This is a genomic window from Bradyrhizobium sp. (genome assembly GCF_047605465.1).
Lineage (GTDB): Bacteria > Pseudomonadota > Alphaproteobacteria > Rhizobiales > Xanthobacteraceae > Bradyrhizobium.
In genome coordinates, this window is the sequence record NZ_JASGFS010000088.1 from 1 (window position 1) to 21,364 (window position 21,364).

Here is a 21,364-nt window from a genome sequence, read left to right on the forward strand (position 1 = left end):
GCGTCTCCGACAACCCTTCTCTTCACGCCGCCGCCAATTCCGGCGCCCCTGTATTCTGGTTTTTTTTGCTGGACGACGCGGCCGGACGCGCCGCCGGCGGCGCGGCACGCTGGTGGCTGGCACAGTCCCTGCGGGCGCTCGGCGCCGACATCGCGGCGCGCGGCGGCGCTCTGATCCTGCGCAAGGGACAAGCTGCCAGGGTGATTCCCGACGTGGCCCGCGAGAGCGGCGCCGGCGCGGTCTATTGGAATGAGGTCGCACAGGCGCCGCATCGAGCCGTCGAGCGACAGCTCGAGGGGGCGTTGGCCAAGCTCGGCGTCACCACACGCAGCTTCCCCGGCGACCTGCTCGTCCCGCCCTCTGAGATCCGCAACAAGGAGGGCCGCGGCCTGCGCGTGTTCACGCCGTTCTGGCGGCGCGTGCTGGCACTCGGCGATCCTGCGAAGCCGCTGCCCGCGCCGAAGGAGCTGCGCCCGGGTCCGGAGGTCGCGAGCGAGGCACTGGAGAGCTGGAAGCTGGAGCCGAGCAAGCCCGACTGGGCCGGCGGATTGCGCGAGACATGGAGCCCGGGCGAAGCCTCCGCACGCGCGCGCCTGCGCGATTTCCTCAAGACCACCGCGCGCGGCTATGTCGGTGACCGCGACCGCCCGGACCGGGCGGGCACCTCGGGCCTGTCGCCGCATCTGCGGTTCGGCGAACTCAGCCCGCGCCAGGTCTGGCACGCCGCGCGGTTCGCCGCGGCCGAACACCCCGCGCTCGGGTCGGGCATCGACAAATTCCTCAGCGAGCTCGGCTGGCGCGAATTCTGCCGCCACCTCCTCCATGACCATCCCGGCCTCGCCACCGAAAACCTGCAAGCCAGCTTCGACGACTTTCCATGGAAGCACGACGGCAAGGGCCTCGCCGCCTGGCAGCGTGGGCATACCGGATACCCCATCGTCGATGCCGGCCTGCGCGAACTCTGGCACACCGGCGTGATGCACAACCGGGTCCGGATGGTGGTCGCATCATTCCTGGTCAAGCACCTCCTGATCGACTGGCGTGAGGGCGAGAGCTGGTTCTGGGACACGCTCGTCGACGCGGATGCCGGCAGCAATCCCGCCAACTGGCAATGGGTCGCCGGCTGCGGTGCCGACGCGGCCCCCTATTTCCGCGTGTTCAATCCGGTGCTCCAGGGCGAGAAGTTCGATCCTGACGGAGCCTATGTCAGCCGTTGGGTGCCTGAGCTGAAGGACCTGCCGGCGAAGCTGATCCATCAGCCCTGGCGAGCGACGCCGATCGAGCTGGCCAGCGCGGGCGTGACGCTCGGCAAGACCTATCCGCAGCCGATCGTCGATCACGCGATCGGACGCGAGCGCGCATTGGCGGCTTACGCCAAGATCCGCAAAGGTTGAACGGCGCGCCGGACGCATCGCCTCGCAGCCTATCCGCGCCGCTTCGATGCACGACGGCCCGGGTGATGCACTCCATGCGGATCGCGGAATTCGCTGCGATGACCGCGCCGGTCCTCCTTGGCAAAGCGCCGCCGCTTCGCAGGCGAGCCGAACGCCTTGATCACCTTCTTGCCCTTCACCCGCTTGATGACGTAGCCGCCCTTCGTCATCGAGAACGGCTTCTTCAACGTTCCCTTGTGATCGAACTTGGTGCCGGGAGGATGCTTGAACGGCTCGAACCAGGACGGATAGAGGAAGTTCGACATTCGGAAGTCGTCGACGACGAAATAGTCCTCCTCGACGGCATCGCAGACCTCGTAGGCATATTGGGTCCGCTTGCTCTTGTCGGCCCAGAGATTAGCCATGGGATCGAGCACCATCTCGAACAATTCGTGGGACGCAGCCAGGCTGATGGGCTCATCATCCAGCGCCTTGACGAAGATCTTCGAGATCGGCTGGCCGCGATGCGTCAACTCGTGACGCCCGAGCATCCCCTTTTGTGAGGTGTCATCCAGATAGACCAGTTGCCAGTCGGTGCGCTTGGCCTTCCGCGTGACGTAGAGACGGACCGGATAGCCCCACACCGGAAGGAAGTGATCGTCATAGCATTTCTGCAACGCCGCGGTGAGCTTGCTCATCGTGCGGGCGCCGATCGTCTCCTTCGCATCGTTGATGCAAGCGATCCGAACCGGCTTCATCGACCTGCCGAGCAGTGCACGCCTTGCCTTCTTCATGGAAATCACCGTGCAAAAAGGGAGAGCGGAAACACGCCCAGCATAGCACAGGCCGCCCCTGCACGTCAGGGCTGCATCTCCGGCGATCCCGCTTGCCGGTCTAGAGGCGTCGATTCACCAGGAAGACCGCCGCCGCGCAGATCGCCACACCGGCGATGGCGAGGGCATCGAGCTTCTCGTCGAACAGCAGATAGGCCATCAACGCCGTGACGGCGGGGACGAGGTAGAACAGGCTCGCGACCGAGGTTGCCGCGGCATGACGGATCAGCCAGTACAGCAGGCCGATCGATCCGATCGACAGCACCACGGCGAGCCAGGCAAGCGCGAGCACGAATTCTCGCGTCCAGTGCACCACGCGTTCCTCGAACAGGAAAGCGCCGGCCGCGAAGAAGATGGCGACCGCGACATATTGCACGAGATTGCCGGCGCGCCAGTCGATGTGGTTGCAGTAGCGGTGCTGGTAGAGCGTGCCGAGCGTGATGCTGATCAGCGAGACCACCGAAGCAAGCCAGCCCAGGCCGGCCTCGCCCGACATCGGGTGATTGTGCAGGATCAGCACAACGCCGCCGAGACCCAGCAGCAGGCCGCCCCACTGCACCGGCGTGACGCGTTCGCCGAGCCAGCGGTTCGCGATGGTCGAGGTCAGGATCGGCTGCAGACCCGGAATGAGTGCGGACAGGCCGGCCGGGATCGAGTGCGCGATCGCGATCGCGGTGCCGCCGAGATAGAAGCCATGGACGAGGATGCCGGCGACGACGCTATGCGCGATGCCGATACGGTCGGGCCATTTCGGGCGGGCAATCGCGGCGATGATCGCCATCAGGCCGACCACGACCGCCATGCGGATGGCGAGATAGGTCAAGGGCTCGGCGTTGTGGATGACGTATTTGGTGCCGATGAATCCGGTGCTCCAGAGCACGACGAACAGGATCGGGGCCGCCCGCGCGGCCATGGAGTCTTGATTATGATTCATTGCCGCCTCATTGCCTGACCGGGAGCGGCGCGGCAATGCGAATTTCGACGGGCGATGCTGCAGTGCGGTGTCCGCAGCCTTTCGGCTCAGCCGCTCACCATTCTTCCGAACAGGGGTCGATGATCTTCCAGAGCTCGACGCCGTTCTTGATCTTCTTCATGTCGGTGGTGAGCCCGCCGTTGCGGCGGATCCAGTCCTTCACCGTGTCCGGATAATAGGACATCAGGTCGGACGTCCCCTCGGCGCTGGTGACCTTGATGCCGAAGGTGAAAGCCTTGTCGTAGTAGGCCTGGTGGAAGCCGAGGCTGGCACGCGGCGTCACGCAGATCTTGTTCATCGGCACGATGCCCAGCACCAGCGTACAGGCGGAATTGCAGATGCCATCGATGATGACGCGCTCGCCCCTGTCACGGATGCGCTTGTACTTGGCCTTGTACTCCTCGACATAGCCGCCATGGTCGCGCGTGATGTGCAGATCGGCGCGCGCGGGCGTCGCAGCAGCGAAGCAGACCAACAGCAGGCTCAGGAGCGTGATGCGCATGGGCAAAGTGACGGCAAAGCCTTGCATGAACGGACCGGCCTCGAAAGCACCCCAAAGCGGCCGGCGACAGGAATCCTAGTCGAATTCTCTTTAGTTACACTTGTGTGGGGAATTCGTTAAGCATCCGGAAACGGCCAAAAAGGGGCAAGTTGGGGCTGCAGGCAGGCATTTCGGTCACACCCGCCCGGGAATCCGCAGGATTCGGCCCGATTTCGGTCCTTGGGACCATGCCCAGCCGGTTCGAAATCGCTATAACAGGCTGGTCTGTTAGCTGGGGTTCCGGAGAATCGAGATGAGCCAGTTGAAGCTTGTTGCCGCGGTTGCGGTCCTGTCAGCCGTAACCCTCGCCCCCAGCCTCTCGGAGGCGCGGGAGCATCACCGGCACCATCGCTACTACGCGACGAGCCCGCTGCCCTATCCGATCAGCTATGTCCACAATTACGGCCCCGGCATCACGCCTGGCACCTTCGCCTATTACGACGGCCCCTCGACCAACCACTGCTATCAGAGCGCGGCGGGCTATGTCGGCCAGGACCGACGCCGGCACCCCTGCTTCTAAGGGGCGCTGGCGCCGCTTCCATCGGCGGGGCTTATTTGGCGCTCCCCGATAGCAGCAGTTGCTTTTCGATCTCGTAGACCGGCAGCTTGACGAGGTCCTTGCCGACCTCGCCCTGGAGCGCCTTGCGCACTGCATCTGAATAATCGGCACGGATCATGCCGAGTGCGCGAGGGGAAGCCACCATAGTCAGGGCGGAGGTCTCGCCCGAACTCACCGCGGTATCGAGCCGATCGGCCAGGGTGCGCAGGAAGGCGCGCTCGGCCTCGTCATGCCAATCGGTCTGCTCGACCGAACTGCGCGCACCGCCGACCGACGCGTGCAGCCTGCCGGGCGCATCGGTCCCCTGCGCGCTGGTCGACGGGTTCGGCTGCTCATGCACCTCCCGGGTGTGAAGATTCGGAAACGTCCCGTCACCGAGATTTTCCAGAATGAGCGCCTTGCGTCCGTCACAGACGACGAGCCAGTCGCCCTTGTCGATCCTCATCTTGTTCATTTGCAATGCTCCAGACCACATGCGGGCTCGGCCCCTTCCGACCAACGCGGAGCGGCCGCCAAAGATGCTCCTCGAGGTCCTCGCAAGACTGCCCGCGGCGACAACACTAGGAAGGAAACAACGCGGACGAATTGCGCAGGATCAAGCGTGGCAACGACGACCGGAGAGACAGAACGGTGCGCCGGCTGAAGATTTGTTCATCAGCATTACATTTCGGCTTTGCCACAATTTGATCGAAACAACTCCGATATCCTGCATCGCGTAAGCGGAGGAAGATATGATGAAGTTGAAGATTGGCCTGGTCGCCGCGTCCCTGTTCGGTGCCCTCGCGGCATCGCCGGCGGCAACGGCCATGCCCATTGCGCCTGCACCGCAGGTCTCTGCGGTCGAGCAGGTCCGCTGGGTCTGTAATCCCTGGGGACGCTGCTGGTGGCGTCCAGACTATTACGGATATTATGGTCCGAGATATTACGCTCCACCACGTTACTATTACGGCGGCCCGCGATATTACGGGCCTCGCTACTACGGCTATCGCCGCTGGTGAAATTCGGAAGGGGCCCTCGGGGGCCCCTTCGTCTTTCCCGAATGCACGTCCAGGCAGGCTTGCCGCTTTAGATCGGCTCCAAAACTGATCCAGATCAATGACGACGAACGCAGCCGCGTCACGCTGGCTCGATGGCGGACTTGATCGTTTTCCGGTGCCCTCAAACGGGCATGAATGTACAGACCCACCTGGAAAAACAGCAGGGGCTCGAAGAACGGCGCTTCGAGTCCTTCGCTTGTCCCGCTTGCACGCGCCTCCACTTCATCGATCTCGCCTCCGGCCAGCCGATGAGCCGCGAACGTTGACGACCGGCCCTCACCCGTCGCCAGGCGCTCCCACAAGCTCGCCCTCGTGACATGATGTCCGCAATACTACGGAGCCAAATCCGGTTTACTAGACCGCGATGTTTCGCCATTCATTCGGCCATCATAATGCAGCAACGGCCGCCGGACGAATGTTCGATTCTCTCGTGCGATCCTCCGCCCTCGAACTGATCAGCTTCGCCGACGTCGACGCGTTCCGTCCGGCCGAGTCGATGGAGGATGCGCGGAGCATTCCGCTGGACGTCGCCAATTTCGCGGCGGCCCGCGCGGTGGTGTCCCTGCCCGCCTGCCGGATCATCGTGATGCGGTCCTTTGCGCGCATCCTGGACACCGCATATCGCGCGCCGGGCGGCATGATGATCCTGTCGATGAGCGACGACCTGCGGGCAAGTTCGAACGGGATGGAGCTCGACTCGCGCCTGTTCGTGGCGCTGCGCGGCAATGATGACTGCCATTTCGTCGAACCTCAGACCAACCATTACGCGCTGATCGTGTTCTCGCCCGCTCTCGGGGATCGCGGCTGGTTCGATCACGCCGACACATTGCGAGCCTACGCCGCGGATCGCACCGCTCTCCTCCACGCGCAGCGGCTTCTGCTCGACATCCTGCGAACCGCATCGATGGAGCCGCACCTGTTCGAGATCACCGAGGTCGCCGCGCAGCTTCAGGAGGGCCTGCTGCTTGCCCTGGACGATCTGTTCGGCACCGATCCGCGATCGGACCGCAGCGCTCCGATCGCCGGTGCGCGATCGGCCAAGCTCGTGCAGCGGATCGACGACTATGTGGCGGCCAATCCGACCGCACCGATCTACACGGCAAGCCTCGCCGATGAATTCGGCGTCTCGATGCGGACGCTCGGCGGTGCGGTGTCGAAAGTGCGGGGCATGAGCCTGCATCAATACATCCGCTTGAAGCGGCTGTGGGCCACCCGCGGTCGGCTGCTCAAGGGCGGTGTGACCGTTGCCACATGCGCACGTGCCAACGGATTTCACCATCTGGGCGAGTTTGCCGCAGCATACCGCGTGACGTTCCGGGAGACGCCGTCGGACACCCTGGCACGGAGCAGGCGAACGAAGCCGTGACGTCCGTTCAGAATGCTGCTCCTGATATCGTTCAGAATGAAAACGCAGAAGTCGCCAGAAGTGCCCATATTCGGAACGGCGGCTGGCGCGCTCGGAGAGATTCGAACTCCCGACCCTCGGAATCGAAATCCGATGCTCTATCCAGCTGAGCTACGAGCGCCTGGGCCCGATATCGGGCCCTAACCGAAATTCGACGAACCGGTGCCGGGCAAGCCGTCACCGGAAGCGTCGTTCGGACACGTTCGATTAGCAGAGAGATTGACCAATAAAAAGCCCCCACCCTCTCCTGCCGAGACCGCTAGCGCCTCGGCGGAGGCGGAAGCATTCACCAGGTGGTGTTGAAAAGCCCGAAATGAGGTTGCTGAGCGACCTGGATGGTGGGCCTGCCCCATTGAGGCGCTCCCCATTGCGGCGGCGCCTGACGTTGCACCCGCGCAACCCTGTGCCGTGGCGGGACCTGCGGTTTGGCCTCAGCCTTCCTGACCGCGGCTGGATCCGCCTTCGCGGCCGCGGGCGTAAATTGCGCGAATGTTTCGCGCACCCGCGCCTTGGCCGACATCTCGGCCAGAGCCGGCGAGATGCTTTCCTGCGTCGCCTGGGGAGGCGCGGCAGCGGCCATCGTCACGACAGGCGGCCCCATCATCGGCTGATTGGTGTCGAACACGACACGCTCCGGCAGATGACGATCGGACCGGATCCGGATCAATGGCTGGTCGCTGGTTGTATCTGCGCTGGCGACAGCTTGCGCAACCGGTGACGTCGGCAGAATGAAATCCACCGCGAACAACAGTGCGAGCAAGGCTCCACCGACGAATACGAAATACCGGAAGATGGGCATTGGCATCGCTCCGCCCACGCATCCGCGCGCGAGCCCTGCGCCTTAACTGGCGATACGCTAATTTGTTCCTACCACCGTCCGTTCGGTTCAACGCGAACGCGCAGCTTTTTCGATGAAGCAGCCCATGACGGTAACTTTTCCGCTACCGCAAATGCCTGCTGTTTATTCGCGGCGCGCGGCAACCAGCGAGCACTTCGCCTGATCGGCATTAACGTTGACGACACCGACGGGAACGCGTGCAAACGTCTTGCGGCTCTTCATGCTTACGATGTCACCGAGCACGCGGCTGCGATCGGTCAGATGACTGCCATCGCGCCGGCTGAAGGCGCAGATGATCTCCACATCCTTTACGGCATAGTCGTTGTCGTTTCGCAGGGTCAGCGTCACCAGTGCCCTCGAGCCGAGGCCCCCACGGCGCCAGGTCTGGGAGGAAATCCGGAGACGATCGAGTTCAGCCATGGCCGGTGCCTGAGCACCTGATGGGGCCGAGGTCGTCGCAGCTGCATCGGCCTGAGGCGGAGACTCCACCGATGCCAACGCCGGGTTCACCGGCTGTCCCAGCGCGCTGCTGCCCGTGGACAGCAACATCCAGATGCCGCAAGCGAGGACGAATACCGCCAGAAGCCACAACAGGCTCCGGCCAAATGTGGCGCTCACGACCGTCGCCGTTCGTGCCAACCGTTCGCCTTGTCCAGCGAAACGTCCCAAGCCGATCCGGTCAAACCCTGCTCGCATGGCTCTCACCGATCGCGGCCCAAGCCCGTCCCGCATGCACTGCCGAGACCGATACGGCCTTTCGACGGCGGGCTCAGCCACTGCTTACCTTAATCCGGCGGAGGAACTATGGTTCCCGTCTCAGGCGATTCCGGAAACGACGGTGGCGATCACCGGCCGGCCCGCTAACATGCACCGCGACACGACAGTACCCCGTCGGGAGGAAATGAAATGCCAGTCGTCACTTGGGACCACGTCCATCTGCGCAGCCCGGATCCGGAAGCCACGGCGGCTTGGCTGCGGGATATCCTCGGCGGCGAGATCGTACGTGCTCCCGGGCGCATCGACGTGAATCTCGGCGGCGCCAGGATCTTCATCGCACCGCTGGAAGGCGACGCCGTCAGCCCGCCACCGCCCCACCCCCATCAGGGCCTCGACCATTTCGGCCTCGCCGTGAAGGACATCGACGCCTTGGCGGCCGAGATCAAGGCCAAGGGCGTGGTGTTCACGCGCGAGCCGACGACGATACGCCCCGGCGTCCGCATCTGCTTCATCCGCGGCCCCGAGGGTATTTCGATCGAACTGCTCGAGCGCGACAAGAAATACACCTGACGCAGCGCAAGCCGCACCATGCGTCAGCCGGACCGGGCGCAATGGTCGCCCGGCTCGGCTAAGTCATGCTGCCGGGCATAAAGCAGCGGATCGTGACGCCCATGTAGCCGTAGATCGGCCATACCATGGTCCGCCCGACCCGATTGGGCTCCGAGATCACGGCCTCCTCGGGCACGTCGACCCAGACGAGCTCCTGCTGCTGGCCATCGGACACGTAGCCGTAACGGGGAACGCGGACGCGGTAATGCCCATCCTTGCTCTCCCAGTCGGAGTCCGAGATCGCCGATCCGTCGGCATCGGAGCAGCATGGCCCCTTGCCGCTTCGCAGGCCGTCGAACCACGCCTTCAACTCGGCACTGGTGTTGGCGAACTGACCGCGGTCGCGCGCGTGCCCGAAGGGCACACCGAGCGAGATCAGAACCAGGGCGCAGCCCGACATCACCCAGCTTCGCCAGCGTGTTACGGTGCCGGTCCGCCGTCGTTCCGCTTTGCAATTCGTGGGACGCGCACTGTACAGGCGCGGCTGCTCGCCGCCGGAATCGATCCAGTTGCTCACGTTCGTCTTGCTCCAGCACCCCGCGGCCAGTGCAATGATGGTTATGCATTTCGCGGGCCAACTTTGATTCGCACGACGGGCCTCGCCTCATCATGAGACCGTCATGACCGTGTCACACGCAAGCTGGGACAATTACGGCTCGCACCCGCGGCCAGGCCCGCCAGCAAGCAAGCAAATTGCCGCGTTGCGCCTGGGAATACGCTTTGGCATAAAAGCTTTACCGGTACGCCCTGGGCGATGGCGGCCGGGCTGCGGGACGTTATGAAGAACGGCCTCTATTCGATTCACGTGACGTTGCTCGATGGTCGAATCGGCAAGGGCAGCGGCGTGATTCTGTTTCGCGACGGCAAGATTCTTGGCGGCGATGCCTATCTCTATTACACGGGCAGCTACACGGTGAAGGATAACACCTTCAAGGGCGAGGTGCTGGTGCAGCGGCACACCTCCCCGCGCAACGACGACAATCCGCTGTTCGGCGGGCCTGCTGCGGTCGGCGTCGGCGTCACCGGCACTTTCACGGATACGCGCGCGAAGATGACAGGGACCGCGCTCGTCGGCAAAGCCAGTCAGATTTTCGGTGCGACGCTGCACAAGCTTGCGGACATCGCCTGATCACTCCGCCGCTTGTTCGAGCGGCGCCACGCGCGGCAGGATCATCCGGATGCGGGTGCCGCCGCCCGGCTCGGAATCGAGATCGAGCCGCCCGCCGAGCCGGTTGGTCACGATGCTGTAGACGATGTGGAGCCCGAGACCGGTGCCGCCCTGGTCGCGCCGCGTCGTGAAGAAGGGATCGAAGGCGCGGCGGCGAACATCGAGGCTCATGCCGCAACCATTGTCGGCGACGATGATCTCGACATTGTCGGTGCCGAATTCGCGCGCCTGGATGTCGATCATGCCGGGTCGCCCATCCGGGAAGGCGTGCGAAACCGCATTGAGGAACAGATTGGTCAAGACCTGGCCATACGGGCCGGGGTAGCTGTTCATGGTCAGATTGGGCTGGCACTCGACGTTGAGCGTCAAATTTTGCTTGCGCATGCCCGGCCGCAGACTCATCACCACCTGCTCGGTGAGATCGGCGAGGTCGAAAGTGCGTTGATCCGAATAGTTGCGGTCGGCCGCGACCTGCTTGAACGACTGGATCAGTTCGGCCGCGCGGTTGAGATTGCCGACGAGTTGCGAGGACGCATCGCGGCTGGTCCTGAGATAATCGTTGAGCGTCGAGCGGCGCAGCTCTCCTCGCTCCACCTCGGCACTGAACATCGCGGTCTTGCGCTCGAGCGCGGACGCCACGGTCAGGCTGATACCGACGGGATTGTTGACCTCGTGGGCGACGCCGGCGACGAGCCGTCCGAGCGCCGCGAGCTTTTCCGCCTCGATCAGCGAAGCCTGGGTCTCGCGCAGATTGCGCAGCGCGGTCTCGGCGGATTCCTTGGCTTTCCGCATCTCCTGTTCGCCGCGCTTGCGTTCGCCGATGTCGAGCGCCACGGTGACGATCCGCTCGATCTCGCCCTCGGCATCCAGCAGCGGCAGCTTGTTGACCAGCCATTGCCGCATGCTGCCTGAGGAATCCTTGTACTCCTCCTCGTAGAAGCCGAGCCCCTTGCGGATCCTGAGCACCCGCTTGTCGTTCTCGTCGGTCTTGGCCGCGCCATAGCGCGACATCAGGTCGGCCGTGGTGCGCCCGATCGCGTCGCCCGGTTCGATCCCGAAAATTCCGGCCATGTAGCGGTTCATGAGGACGTAGCGCAGATCGCGGTTCTTGACGTTGATGACCGCGGGCACGGTATCGATGACCTGCTGGAGCAGGCGCCGGCCTTCGGCGATGGCATCTTCCGCCCGCTTCTGGTCGGTGATGTCGCGCAGCATGCCTTCGTAACGGACGATGTTGCCGGTCTCGTCCCGGACGCCGGTGGCGCTGTCGGAGAGCCACAGGATGTTGCCGCTGCGCTGGCGAACCTGATACTCGAATTCGCGCACGATGCCGTCGCGTTGCATCAGCCGCTGATATTCGGCACGCGCCTCGGGATGGACGTAGATCGTGTGGGTGATGTCGTTGATGCTGTCGATCAGGTGCTGCGGGCTGTCATAGCCCATCATCCGCGCCAGCGCCGGGTTTGCATTGAGAAGGTCGCCGGCCGGCGTCGTCACGTAGATGCCGTCCACCGAGCCCTCGAACAGCTTGCGGTAGCTCTCCTCGGCGAGACGCTGCTCGGTGAGCGCGCGCACCGCGGCCTCACGTGCCGTGTCGGCCTCTTCCAGCGCACGACGGAACACCTCGGCCGCGCGAGCAATATCGCCGATCTCGTTGTCGAGGTCGGCTGACGGGATCGAGGTATTCTTCTCGCCGCCGGCAAGCGCACGAATGGACCTGGCGATCTGCGCGAGCGGACGCACCGTGCGCCGAACCACGAACCACGCAGCGCCGATGCCGATCAGCACGCCGATGGTGCCGAGCAAGATGCTCTGCCATCGTGCCTCGGTCAGCGTGCGGGCGAAGTCGCGCGACAGCACATGACCGCGCCTCGCACTGACCTCGCGCAGCAATTCCGTGACGCGTCCGATCAGCCGCCCCTCGGTTCCCAGCACGTCGCGATCGATGTCGGCGATCTGCCGCTCCCGCACCGCCACCGCGACGATGGCGTCGGCGTAATCGTTGACGGCCGATTTCAGCCTGGCATCGGCAATGTCCATCGTGCGCATGCTCTGCGCCGCCTGTTCGGCAGCGGACGGATTGCGCGCGAGCAAGCCGATCGCGATCCGGCTCTGCACCTCGGACAGCCGCGACGCCAGGTCACGGTCCGCGGTGCCGGCCACTGCCGCGTCGAACTTGTCGCGCAGCGGCGGCAGGCCGGCAAGCAACTGGGAGCGCCGGTCGATCAGCGTGGAGATCCGCTCAAGGCCGCTGCGATAGGTCGCGAGCCGCTCGGTGACCCCGTCGATCATGTCCTGCTGTTCGGGCGCGAGCTCGATGCGGGTCTTCTTCAGGATGTCGCTCAGCGTCGAAGCCGCCTCGCCCACCTGCTTGAACTGGACACCGGCGCCCGGATCGGTGACGAAGTCGCGGGCCGCGAGCCGCAGTTCGTTCATGCGGCGATCGATGTCCTCGGCGAGATCGCCCACGCTCTGGAGCCGCTGCAACTCGGCGAAGGTCGAGTCGATGTGCCGGATCGCGATCACGCTCGCAGTCGAGGTGACGATGATCACCGCCAGCACCAGAAGGAAGCTGCCGAACGTAAGCTGGCCGATAGAGAGCGAGAACTTTCGCTTCTTCTCGGGGATCGGCGTCAATTCGGCGGACATAGGTCTCAGGAACCGGGCTGCTGGGGGCCCAATATACGACGTATTGCGCCCTCGGGGGAACATGCCTTCAGCCGCCGGATATGCCTAAAATCGGGGATTCCGCGGCCGCCCCGCCCCCGGACCGCCGCTTCGGCTCAGGATGCCTGGACGCTTTCCCGGCGCCGTGCCGGGATCGTCATGGCGGCAACGCCGATGACGACACAGGCAAGCCCGATCCAGGCGGTCCGGCTCAAGGCTTCGCCGAGGAAGACGACGCTGACGGCGACCCCGATCGGCACGCGGAGATAGGCCTGCGCGGTGGTGCCGACCGAGCCGAGGGTCTGGATCAGGCGGAAGTAGATGACGAACGCCGCCGCGGTCGAGAAGATCGCCAGCGCGAGCAGAGCCAGTATGGAACTCAGCGACGGCGACAGCGTCCAGGGTTGCTCGACGACGAGCGAGGCCGGGATCAGGACGGCGGCGCCGGCCAGCAGCGAGCCGGCGGCCGGCGCCATCGGATCAAGGCCCTTGAAGCCACGGCCGAAGATCGCCGCGCAGGCATAGCAGATCGCGGCGGCGACGATCGCCGCTTCGGCGACGATGCCGCGACCGATGTCGTGGACGGCATCGACGCCGACGATCAGGCAGATGCCGGCCATGCCGGCGAACACCCCGAACAGCTTTCGCGGGGTGGTGACCTCGTGACGGGTCACGACCGCGGTCAGCAGGAACGTGAAGATCGGCCCGGCCGAATTGAGGATGGTGGCAAGCGCGGCGTCGACATAGCTCTCACCCCAGGCGATCAGCGTCCAGGGGATTACGCTGTTGAGGACGGCCTGGAAGGCAAAGCGCTGCCAGGTCGCCGCATCGGTCGGCATCTTGACGCCACGCAACCGCATGATCGCGAGCAGGAGCAGACCGGCGATCGCCGTGCGCGCCGCGATCAACGTGATCGGCGGGATGGTAGCGACGCCGAGCTTGATGAAGGTGTAGGAACCGCCCCACAACGTCGCGAGCACACCGAGCAGCGCCAGCTCGACCGCGATGCTGGTCTCTTGCCGGTTCTCCATGGCGAACGTCCCGTCCCTCGATTCAACGGACGGAACATACAGCCGTCGCAGGCGCAATAGTTCGTCGCGTATCGAACTGTGTCAGCCGAGCGCCCCGACCTCGAACACCTCGCCGTCGTAGCCGGCTTCGCGCGGGATGCGGAGCTGGCGACCGCTCTCTGTCTTGGTCATGATCGGCATCACGGTGACGATGGACAGGCTCCGGGCATGCTCCAGCGCCGCGCTCACGCTGCCCTGCTTGGCGAGCCTGATGAGATTACGGGTGGTGGGGAACGGCAGCTTGAAACGGCCGCTCTCGCCTCCCTCCACCGCCTCGCGCGGCGAGACCCAGATCGAGTCGGTCGATTCCCGGCCGTCATGGGCTCCGAGCTGATCGGGCGGCGCCGCGGCCAGGAAGAACCAGGTGTCGAACCGCTTCGGCATGCCTTCCGGCGTGATCCAGTGCGCGTAGGGCACGAGCGTGTCGAGCGCGAGTTGAAGACCGTTGTCGGCCAGGATGCTCAAAAAGCTGATCTTGTGCTCGTTCAGCGCGACGCGATGCTTGTCGGCGATCTCGCCGGCACGCTTCGCATCGACCGGCGCGTTCGAACCTTTCGGCCGCGCCAGCAGGATGCCGCTCTCCTCGAACGTCTCGCGGATCGCAGCGATGCGGAAACCACGATCGGACTCGCTGAGCCCCTCACCGCCCGAATACAGGTCGGAGCGTGCGACGATCTCCTTGTCGCCGGCATCGACGCTGCCGCCGGGAAACACCAGCGCGCCGGAGTTGAACTCGATCTGATGATGGCGAACCATCATGAAAACTTCGATTTCCTTTGCGCCGTCGCGCAGCAGGAGGATCGTCGACGCGGGTCGCGATGCTGATGTCTCTGGCATGGGGACTAACCTGCGGCGCTCGATTGCGGCCCGAGATTGGCGCGCTTGTCGACACGCGCGACGCGCGACAGCAGGTAGTCGACCTCGGCCTTCGCCGCCGGCGTGATGGTCGCACCGGGCTTGCGCTGAACGCTCGAGGCGATGATACCACGCTTCTGCAGCACGTATTTGCGAACCGCAAGACCCGCGCCGGGCTGCTGTTCGTAGCGGATCAGCGGCAGATGCGCATCGAACAGATCATGCGCGGCGTCCCGCTTGCCCTCCTTCGACAACCGCACGACGTCGATCAGCAGTTCCGGGAAGGCGTAGCCGGTCATGGCGCCGTCGGCGCCGCGCTCCATCTCGAAATCGAGAAACAGGCCGCCATTGCCGCAGAGGATCGAGAGCGGACGGAGCGAACCGTCCTTCTGGAAATTGCGCAATGTCGAGATCTTCTCCAGCCCCGGCCAGTCCTCATGCTTGAGCATCACGCAATTCGGATTGTCCATGACGATCTTGCGGATCACAGCGGGAGTGAACACCACGGACAGCGTCAGCGGATAGTCCTGCAACACCCAGGGCACGTCCGGTCCGATCGCCTCGGCGGCCTGCTTGAAATAGCCGACGATCTGGTCATCGGTACGGAGCGCCGGCGGCGGCGCGATCATGACGCCGGCCGCGCCCGCATCCATCGAAGCCTTTGCCAGCGAACGCATGGTGGCAAAGCCCGGCGCGGAGACTCCGACGATCACCTGCATCTTCCTGGCGCGCTTGACGAAGCGAACCGCCACCTGCTCGGCTTCGGCGGCGTCGAGCTTCGGCGCCTCGCCGAGAATGCCCAGCACCGTAACGCCATCGCAGCCGACCTCCTCGTAAAAGTCAGTCAGGCGGTCGATCGAGCGCTCGTCGATCCGGCCGTCGTCGTGGAACGGCGTCGGCGCGATCGCGAAAGTGCCCTTGGCATCGGCGGTGAGTTTCATAAGTCCTTTGTCCCTTTGTTCGTCATTCCGGGAACGGCTCGCAGAGCCGCCCCCGGAATCTCGAGGCTCCGGATCACGCAGCGCGTGCTCCGGAACGACCGTGAATCAGAACCGCCGCGCGCCCATCTTGATCTGCTCCTCGGAGAAGAAGATCTCCTTGGCATGATCGACGATGTCCTGGGCGTTCCAGCCTGCGTGAGGCGGTTTCCAGCCTTCCATCTCCATCATCCGCATCTCGCGCACGCCGCGGGGCCCGGACACGCCCAGCACCTTGCCGGTCTGGTCGCCCGACAAATCGCTGACCATGTATAGCACGGCCGGCGCGATGCCGTCCGGCCCAAGCGCCGCACCGGGGTTCTCCTTATAGCGGGGCAGGTCTGCGGTCATACGGGTCAGGGCCCCCGGAGCCAGCGTCCAGATCCGGATGTTGTATTTGCGCCCCTCGATCGCCAGCACGTTGGACAGGCCCCAGATGCCGCCCTTGGCCGCGCCGTAATTGGTCTGGCCGAAATTGCCGATCAGGCCCGAGGTGGAGGAAGTGTTGACGATGACGCCGCCGCCGTTTTCCCTCATCCAGCGAAACACCGGCATGGTGCAGCAGAAGGTGCCCTTCAGGTGTACCTTGATGACCTTGTCCCAATCGGACTCGGAGGCCTTGGCGAAGGTCTGGTCGCGGAGGATGCCGGCGTTGTTGACCAGGATGTCGGCGCGGCCGAAATGCTTGATGGCATCGTCGAACACCGACTGCCCGCCCTCCATGGTGGAGATGTCGGCGCCGTTGGCGACCGCCTTGCCGCCCTCGGCCTTGATCGCGTCCACCACGAGCTGCGCCATCGACTTGTCGGCACCGGAGCCGTCGCGGGGGCCACCGAGATCGTTGACGACGACCGAGGCCCCTTCCCGCGCGAACAGCTTCGCATAGGCCTCACCGAGCCCCCCGCCCGCGCCGGTGATCAGCGCGACCTTGCCGTCGAGTAGTCCCATGGTGGCTCTCCCCGTTTTTGTTTCTTGCTCCGTCATGGCCGGGCTTGTCCCGGCCATGACGAGATAATTCAAAGCCGCGCAAGCGGCCCGATCATCCCAGCACGGTCTTGCCGTTCTTGATCACGGTGACGCCGCGCGACTTCACCTTGGCTTCGAACGAGATCACGCTGCCGTCCTTCCACAGATCCATGGTCACGGTCTCGCCGGGATAGACCGGCGAGGAGAACCGGGCGACGTGCTGGCGGAACGCGCTTGCATCGTAGTCCGCATAGGTCTGGAGCACGCCGCGGCAGGTGATGCCGTAGGTGCACATGCCGTGCAGGATCGGGCGCGGGAAACCGGCCTTCCTGGCGAACTCGGGATCGGAATGCAGCGGGTTGCGGTCACCGCAGAGACGGTAGATCAGCGCCTGGTCGGGACGCGTCGTGATGTCGATGGTCTTGTCGGGCGCGCGCGAGGGAATCTTGTGCGGATCGGGCTGGGTCAGGTTCGGCCCGCCGAAGCCGCCGTCGCCGCGCGCAAAGCGCGACGCCACGAGAGTTGCGAGCTTCTCGCCCTTCTCGTTCTTCAGGACGGTTTGGTGGCTGATCACCACGCCCTTGTCCTTGCCCTTGTCGTAGACTTCGACGACGGAGGAGTCGGCGGTGATGTTGGCGGCCACCGGCAGCGGCTGATGGAAGGTGATGTCGCGCTCGCCGTCGACCACCATGACGCGGTTGAGGTTCATCTCGCCCGGCCCGGAGCCCCAGGAGGCAACGGAAGCAAATGTCGGCACCACCTTGAGCGGCCGCGGCGTCAACGTGCCCTCGTTGACGAAGGCGAGTTCCTTCTCGTCCATGGGATCGGCGCCGAGGCCGATGCCGTAGGCGTAGAGCATCACCTCGCGATCGCCGTAGGCGTATTTCTGGCCGATGTTCTTCAGGCCCTTGAGTTCTTCGTATCTGGCCGACATTTTTTGGTTTCCTTCCCGAATTTGTTCTCAGCGGGTTGCGGCGCCCACTTATGCGCCTCTCCCTGCGGGAGAGGGCTGCGAGATGCCGGCCGAGCATTCAGTTGGGTGAGGGATCGGCTCCGCATCGAAAGCTCTCTGCGCAGAGACGGCCCCCTCATCCGGCGCTTCGCGCCACCTTCTCCCACGAGGGGAGAAGGAAGATGTCGTTGGATGGGTGGAGCGCTGAGAAACCCATCATGGCTTGCGTCGGTGGGTTCGCTTCGCTCGACCCACGCGACGCAGCGTCGTCTCAGGCCACCGTGAAGAACGGCAACGGTGCGCCGTCTGTCGGCTTGAACACTACCTTCACCTTTTGGCCGATCTTCAGCGCCTCGAGGTCGCAGTCGACGAAATTGGTCTGCAGCGACGGCCCCTCCTTCAGCGTGACGTAGCCGATCGCATAGGGACCGGTCGGCGACTTCCGCATCAGGCTGTAGGTGTAGATCGTCGCCTCGCCCGAAGACTCCTCCCACACCGTCTTGTCGGAATTGCAGAACGGGCAGATCGAGCGCGGGAAGTAATGCGCTTCGCCGCAGGCCGTGCAGCGCTTGATCATGAACTTGCCCTGCTTGGCCGCTTCCCAGAACGGGGTCGTCTCGGGGTTGGTGACCGGGGCCGGATATTTCTTCGCTTCGCTCATCACACGCGCTCCAAGATGGCAGTCGAGGCGGCGTGGCGAACGCCGAGAAGGCCGCCGGTACCATGGGCGATGGCGAGATCGCAGTTCTTGACCTGCACCTTCGGATGCGCCTCGCCGCGCAACTGCCTCACGGCCTCGATGATCTTGGTCATGCCGCCGCGGTTGACGGGATGATTGCTGCAGAGGCCGCCGCCATCGGTGTTGAACGGCAGCTTGCCGACGCCGGAGATCAGATTGCCGTCTGCGACGAACTTGCCGCCCTCGCCTTTCTTGCAGAAGCCGAGGTCTTCGAGCTGCATCAGCACGGTGATGGTGAAGCTGTCGTAGATCGAAGCGTATTTGATGTCCTTCGGCGTGATGCCGGCTTCGTCGAACGCGCGCGGACCGGACCAGACGCCCGCTGAATAAGTCAGGTCGAGATCCTTGCCGCCGCGCGGCCCCTTCATCGCTTCGCCATGGCCGATCAGGCGGACCTGCGGCTTCTTCAGGCTCTTCGCGATCTCGGGCGTGGTGACGATCAGCGCGCCGCCGCCGTCGGTGACGACGCAGCAATCCATGCGATGCAGCGGATCGGAGATCATCGGCGAGTTCAGGACGTCCTCGACGGTGACGACGTCCCTCAGCATCGCATGCGGATTGTATTGCGCATGATGGGAGGCCGCGACCTTGATCCAGGCGAGCTGCTCGCTGGTGGTGCCGTAGTCGTGCATATGGCGCATGGCACACATGCCATAGGCATTGTGGGTGGTGGCGCCGTAAGCGGCCTCGAAATCGGCTTCCGCGCCGGCTGCGCGCGGCGGCATCGGACCGGTGCGTGGCTTGCCGGCCAGCGTGATCAGCGCGATCGAACATTTGCCCGCCGCGATCGCTTCGGCGGCATGGCCGAGATGGATGATGTAGGAACAGCCGCCGGTGTCGGTGCTGTCGACGTGGCGGAGCTTTTTGGTGTTCAGACCGAGATAATCGGTCATCTGCCAAAGGCCGCCCGGTGCATCGCCGGCGCAGAAATAGCCGTCGATGTCGTCCTTGGTCAGCCCGGCATCCTCGATCGCGCCCTTGGCGACCTCGGCATGGAGCTGGGCGGTGGATTTGTCTGGCGCATGCCGGGTCGGGTGTTCGTAGATCCCGGCAATGTAGGCCTTGCCCTTGATGGTCAAAACAGAGGTCTCCGCTCGCGTTTCTTCTTGCTCCGTTTTTCTGAACCGCGCTTGCCCCGTTGGCAAGCGCGGAAATATTCCGTCGGGCGAGAGGGTAGCGGGTGGGCGCAAGTGGAGCCGCTACGTGTCCCGGACGCGCAGCACCGCTGGGGAGCGCTGCACTGCGTCCGCGGCACGGGAGCTTCGTTCGGCCGGAGTCCTAGAGGTGTTTTGCCCGACGGCACAAGCGATTTTCAATTTCGCGAAAACAACCCCATGCACAGTAGGACGGCGCCGACATCCAGGGGGCAAAGCCGTGGCTCAGGAGTGCCAGCCACGCCCATCGTCCTCGTCCTGAGGAGCCGCGCGTGCGCGGCGTTTCGATGGATGGCCAGGGGCAATCATGTGGCTTTCATGGTGAGAAACGCGCGTTCCGCGTTTCTCACCATGAGGGATGGAGCTTACTCCGCCGCGATCTGCCGCGGCGCGGGCGGCGGGTTGGCGAGGTCGCCGGCGAGCTGGGCGTAGCGGGCCTTGGCGGCCGCGACGGCCTTCTCCTTCACCGGGCCGTAACCGCGAATGCGGTCGGGCAGCGAGAGCAGCTCGACGGCGGTGTCGATGGTAACCGGCGACAACAGGCCGAGCACGGTCGTCACATCCTTCTCGTAGCCGACGATCAGGTCGCGCTCGAGCTTGCGGTCGGCGTTGCGGCCGAAAATGTCGAACGGCGTGCCGCGCAGGAACCTGAACTTCGCCAGCACGCGGAACACCTTCAGCATCCACGGGCCGAAAGCGCGCTTCTTCGGGCGGCCGAGCGCGTCGACACCGCTCGCCAGGATCGGCGGGGCAAGGTTGAAGTTGAACTTGAAATCACCCTCGAACTGCTCGCGGAGCTGCTGCTCGAAAGCGCCGTCGGTGAAGAGGCGCGCAACCTCGTATTCGTCCTTGTAGGCCAGCAGCTTGGCGTAGTTCACCGCGACCGCGCGCGGCAACGCATCGTCATAGCCGCCCTGCCTGGCGGCGTCGCGAACCTGGTCGACGAGCTTGCGGTAGCGCTTCGCGAGACGGCCGTTCTGGTAGGCGGTCAGGTGCTTGGCGCGGTGCTCGATGACCTCGTCGAGGGTCATCGCCTCCAGCGTCTTCGGCGCAACGACCTCATCGGTGCCCTTCAACATGCCGGCAAGGCGCTGGGGATCGGCAACCGCGAGGCGGCCGAGCCGGAAGGCTTCCTTGTTCATCTTGATCGAGACGCCGTTGACCTCGATCGCCTGTTCGATCGCCTCCGCCGACAGCGGCAGCAGGCCCTTCTGATAGGCATAGCCCATCATCATCATGTTGGTGGCGATGGAGTCGCCGAGGAGCTGCTCCGCCGGCTTGGTGAAATCGAAGAAGACGGAGTCCTTGTGCAGCGCGGTCTCCAGGACCGCGTTCAGCTTGCGGGTCTGGAAGTTGAAATCGCGGTTGAGGACGAAGTCGGCGGTGGGGATGACGTGGCTGTTGATGATGCCGCGGGTGCGGCTGGTATCGCACAGCGAGATGGTGTCCTTGGCGACCGCCACCACCTCGTCGGCGGCAAGCACGACGTCGGCGGTGCCCGTGACGATGCGCGAGCAGGTCACTTCGGCCGGATGATCCGACAGGCGGACGTGGCTGAGCACCGCACCGCCCTTTTGCGCGAGACCCGACATGTCGAGGATCATCGAGGCCTTACCCTCGATGTGAGCGGCCATGCCGAGCAGCGCGCCGATGGTGAGCACGCCGGTGCCGCCGACACCGCCCACGGCGATGTTGTAGGGCTTCTCGACCGTCGGCCGCGACGCGGGCTCGGGGATCGCGCCGATGTCGGAGAGATCGGCCGGCGCGCGATGGCGCGGCTTGCCGCCGTCGACGGTCACGAAGGACGGGCAGAATCCCTTCAGGCAGGAATAGTCCTTGTTGCAGGCGGACTGGTTGATGGCTCGCTTGCGGCCGAACTCGGTCTCCAGCGGCTCGACCGAGATGCAGTTCGACTGCACCGAGCAATCGCC

22 protein-coding genes and 1 tRNA gene are annotated in these 21,364 nt (G+C 64.6%); 6 read left to right on the forward strand and 17 right to left on the reverse strand.

All coding sequences use genetic code 11. From position 1 onward, the window contains the following. A partial coding sequence (locus QM712_RS33690; protein ID WP_415027472.1) for a cryptochrome/photolyase family protein occupies positions 1-1,394 on the forward strand: 1,394 nt, incomplete at its 5' end. A gap of 29 nt (positions 1,395-1,423) precedes the next feature. On the opposite strand, the gene QM712_RS33695 is transcribed toward QM712_RS33690, so the two are convergent. The 3 genes from QM712_RS33695 to QM712_RS33705 form a co-directional block, all read right to left on the reverse strand. After that, positions 1,424-2,167 carry a hypothetical protein gene (locus tag QM712_RS33695; RefSeq protein WP_415027473.1) on the reverse strand — a complete coding sequence of 248 codons (744 nt, stop codon included), beginning with the start codon at positions 2,165-2,167 and terminating at the stop codon, positions 1,424-1,426. A gap of 100 nt (positions 2,168-2,267) precedes the next feature. Beyond that, positions 2,268-3,140, reverse strand: coding sequence for a DMT family transporter (locus QM712_RS33700; protein ID WP_415027474.1), 873 nt, complete (start codon positions 3,138-3,140; stop codon positions 2,268-2,270). Positions 3,141-3,234: 94 nt separating this feature from the next. Continuing rightward, positions 3,235-3,681, reverse strand: coding sequence for a hypothetical protein (locus QM712_RS33705; RefSeq protein ID WP_415027491.1), 447 nt, complete (start codon positions 3,679-3,681; stop codon positions 3,235-3,237). Between the two features lie 292 nt (positions 3,682-3,973). On the opposite strand from QM712_RS33705, the gene QM712_RS33710 reads away from it, so the two are divergent. Then, the gene (locus QM712_RS33710; protein ID WP_415027475.1) at positions 3,974-4,240 is read left to right on the forward strand and encodes a hypothetical protein; all 267 of its coding nucleotides are present in this window, start codon (positions 3,974-3,976) and stop codon (positions 4,238-4,240) included. Between the two features lie 31 nt (positions 4,241-4,271). Here QM712_RS33710 and QM712_RS33715 read toward each other — a convergent pair whose 3' ends face one another. Continuing rightward, positions 4,272-4,733, reverse strand: a complete 462-nt coding sequence (locus QM712_RS33715; protein WP_415027476.1) for a host attachment protein — start codon at positions 4,731-4,733, stop codon at positions 4,272-4,274. A gap of 280 nt (positions 4,734-5,013) precedes the next feature. Here QM712_RS33715 and QM712_RS33720 point away from each other — a divergent pair, with 280 nt between their 5' ends. Further along, positions 5,014-5,277 carry a hypothetical protein gene (locus QM712_RS33720; protein WP_415027477.1) on the forward strand — a complete coding sequence of 88 codons (264 nt, stop codon included), beginning with the start codon at positions 5,014-5,016 and terminating at the stop codon, positions 5,275-5,277. A gap of 454 nt (positions 5,278-5,731) precedes the next feature. Continuing rightward, complete coding sequence (locus QM712_RS33725) at positions 5,732-6,682, forward strand: helix-turn-helix domain-containing protein (protein ID WP_415027478.1); 951 nt, start codon at positions 5,732-5,734, stop codon at positions 6,680-6,682. Between the two features lie 83 nt (positions 6,683-6,765). Here the strand turns inward: QM712_RS33725 and QM712_RS33730 are convergent. The 3 genes from QM712_RS33730 to QM712_RS33740 form a co-directional block, all read right to left on the reverse strand. Beyond that, a tRNA-Arg gene (locus tag QM712_RS33730) sits at positions 6,766-6,842 on the reverse strand. A gap of 165 nt (positions 6,843-7,007) precedes the next feature. Next, a complete protein-coding gene (locus tag QM712_RS33735) occupies positions 7,008-7,520 on the reverse strand; it encodes a hypothetical protein (protein WP_415027492.1) in 513 nt (170 codons plus the stop codon). 162 nt (positions 7,521-7,682) lie between these two features. Continuing rightward, a complete protein-coding gene (locus tag QM712_RS33740) occupies positions 7,683-8,255 on the reverse strand; it encodes a hypothetical protein (protein ID WP_415027479.1) in 573 nt (190 codons plus the stop codon). A gap of 210 nt (positions 8,256-8,465) precedes the next feature. Between QM712_RS33740 and QM712_RS33745 the strand changes: the two genes are divergently transcribed. Further along, on the forward strand, positions 8,466-8,846 hold the full coding sequence (locus QM712_RS33745) for a VOC family protein (protein ID WP_415027480.1): 381 nt from the start codon (positions 8,466-8,468) through the stop codon (positions 8,844-8,846). Between the two features lie 58 nt (positions 8,847-8,904). Here the strand turns inward: QM712_RS33745 and QM712_RS33750 are convergent, their stop codons facing one another. Continuing rightward, positions 8,905-9,402 carry a hypothetical protein gene (locus QM712_RS33750; protein WP_415027481.1) on the reverse strand — a complete coding sequence of 166 codons (498 nt, stop codon included), beginning with the start codon at positions 9,400-9,402 and terminating at the stop codon, positions 8,905-8,907. A 261-nt stretch (positions 9,403-9,663) separates the two neighbouring features. Here QM712_RS33750 and QM712_RS33755 point away from each other — a divergent pair, with 261 nt between their 5' ends. Further along, complete coding sequence (locus tag QM712_RS33755) at positions 9,664-10,014, forward strand: GrlR family regulatory protein (RefSeq protein ID WP_415027493.1); 351 nt, start codon at positions 9,664-9,666, stop codon at positions 10,012-10,014. Here the strand turns inward: QM712_RS33755 and QM712_RS33760 are convergent, their stop codons facing one another. The 9 genes from QM712_RS33760 to QM712_RS33800 form a co-directional block, all read right to left on the reverse strand. Further along, positions 10,015-12,702 carry a PAS domain S-box protein gene (locus tag QM712_RS33760; protein ID WP_415027482.1) on the reverse strand — a complete coding sequence of 896 codons (2,688 nt, stop codon included), beginning with the start codon at positions 12,700-12,702 and terminating at the stop codon, positions 10,015-10,017. Between the two features lie 134 nt (positions 12,703-12,836). Beyond that, positions 12,837-13,751 (reverse strand): DMT family transporter, encoded by a 915-nt coding sequence (locus QM712_RS33765; protein ID WP_415027483.1) that lies wholly within the window; start codon positions 13,749-13,751, stop codon positions 12,837-12,839. An 81-nt stretch (positions 13,752-13,832) separates the two neighbouring features. After that, positions 13,833-14,627, reverse strand: coding sequence for an NUDIX hydrolase (locus QM712_RS33770; RefSeq protein ID WP_415027484.1), 795 nt, complete (start codon positions 14,625-14,627; stop codon positions 13,833-13,835). A gap of 5 nt (positions 14,628-14,632) precedes the next feature. Next, entirely contained in the window at positions 14,633-15,586 is a 954-nt protein-coding gene (locus QM712_RS33775) for a dihydrodipicolinate synthase family protein (protein WP_415027485.1), read from the reverse strand. Between the two features lie 105 nt (positions 15,587-15,691). Then, complete coding sequence (locus QM712_RS33780) at positions 15,692-16,570, reverse strand: SDR family oxidoreductase (protein WP_415027486.1); 879 nt, start codon at positions 16,568-16,570, stop codon at positions 15,692-15,694. Positions 16,571-16,661: 91 nt separating this feature from the next. Beyond that, complete coding sequence (locus tag QM712_RS33785; protein WP_415027487.1) at positions 16,662-17,522, reverse strand: MaoC/PaaZ C-terminal domain-containing protein; 861 nt, start codon at positions 17,520-17,522, stop codon at positions 16,662-16,664. A 289-nt stretch (positions 17,523-17,811) separates the two neighbouring features. Continuing rightward, entirely contained in the window at positions 17,812-18,201 is a 390-nt protein-coding gene (locus QM712_RS33790; protein ID WP_415027488.1) for a Zn-ribbon domain-containing OB-fold protein, read from the reverse strand. Next, positions 18,201-19,358, reverse strand: coding sequence for a thiolase domain-containing protein (locus QM712_RS33795; RefSeq protein WP_415027489.1), 1,158 nt, complete (start codon positions 19,356-19,358; stop codon positions 18,201-18,203). The genes QM712_RS33790 and QM712_RS33795 overlap by 1 nt, the downstream gene beginning before the upstream one ends. A gap of 440 nt (positions 19,359-19,798) precedes the next feature. Next, on the reverse strand, positions 19,799-21,364 hold a 1,566-nt coding region (locus QM712_RS33800), incomplete at its 5' end, for a DUF6537 domain-containing protein (protein WP_415027490.1).

What these genes read in the sequence shown, in the direction of transcription:
- QM712_RS33770 (WP_415027484.1), bottom strand. Translation starts at nt 14,627, where the DNA reads ATGCCAGAGACATCAGCATCGCGACCCGCGTCGACGATCCTCCTGCTG.
- QM712_RS33720 (WP_415027477.1), top strand. Translation starts at nt 5,014, where the DNA reads ATGAAGTTGAAGATTGGCCTGGTCGCCGCGTCCCTGTTCGGTGCCCTC.
- QM712_RS33740 (WP_415027479.1), bottom strand. Translation starts at nt 8,255, where the DNA reads ATGCGAGCAGGGTTTGACCGGATCGGCTTGGGACGTTTCGCTGGACAA.
- QM712_RS33710 (WP_415027475.1), top strand. Translation starts at nt 3,974, where the DNA reads ATGAGCCAGTTGAAGCTTGTTGCCGCGGTTGCGGTCCTGTCAGCCGTA.
- QM712_RS33715 (WP_415027476.1), bottom strand. Translation starts at nt 4,733, where the DNA reads ATGAACAAGATGAGGATCGACAAGGGCGACTGGCTCGTCGTCTGTGAC.
- QM712_RS33700 (WP_415027474.1), bottom strand. Translation starts at nt 3,140, where the DNA reads ATGAATCATAATCAAGACTCCATGGCCGCGCGGGCGGCCCCGATCCTG.
- QM712_RS33755 (WP_415027493.1), top strand. Translation starts at nt 9,664, where the DNA reads ATGAAGAACGGCCTCTATTCGATTCACGTGACGTTGCTCGATGGTCGA.
- QM712_RS33745 (WP_415027480.1), top strand. Translation starts at nt 8,466, where the DNA reads ATGCCAGTCGTCACTTGGGACCACGTCCATCTGCGCAGCCCGGATCCG.
- QM712_RS33765 (WP_415027483.1), bottom strand. Translation starts at nt 13,751, where the DNA reads ATGGAGAACCGGCAAGAGACCAGCATCGCGGTCGAGCTGGCGCTGCTC.
- QM712_RS33735 (WP_415027492.1), bottom strand. Translation starts at nt 7,520, where the DNA reads ATGCCCATCTTCCGGTATTTCGTATTCGTCGGTGGAGCCTTGCTCGCA.
- QM712_RS33785 (WP_415027487.1), bottom strand. Translation starts at nt 17,522, where the DNA reads ATGTCGGCCAGATACGAAGAACTCAAGGGCCTGAAGAACATCGGCCAG.
- QM712_RS33775 (WP_415027485.1), bottom strand. Translation starts at nt 15,586, where the DNA reads ATGAAACTCACCGCCGATGCCAAGGGCACTTTCGCGATCGCGCCGACG.
- QM712_RS33705 (WP_415027491.1), bottom strand. Translation starts at nt 3,681, where the DNA reads ATGCGCATCACGCTCCTGAGCCTGCTGTTGGTCTGCTTCGCTGCTGCG.
- QM712_RS33790 (WP_415027488.1), bottom strand. Translation starts at nt 18,201, where the DNA reads ATGAGCGAAGCGAAGAAATATCCGGCCCCGGTCACCAACCCCGAGACG.
- QM712_RS33725 (WP_415027478.1), top strand. Translation starts at nt 5,732, where the DNA reads ATGTTCGATTCTCTCGTGCGATCCTCCGCCCTCGAACTGATCAGCTTC.
- QM712_RS33760 (WP_415027482.1), bottom strand. Translation starts at nt 12,702, where the DNA reads ATGTCCGCCGAATTGACGCCGATCCCCGAGAAGAAGCGAAAGTTCTCG.
- QM712_RS33780 (WP_415027486.1), bottom strand. Translation starts at nt 16,570, where the DNA reads ATGGGACTACTCGACGGCAAGGTCGCGCTGATCACCGGCGCGGGCGGG.
- QM712_RS33695 (WP_415027473.1), bottom strand. Translation starts at nt 2,167, where the DNA reads ATGAAGAAGGCAAGGCGTGCACTGCTCGGCAGGTCGATGAAGCCGGTT.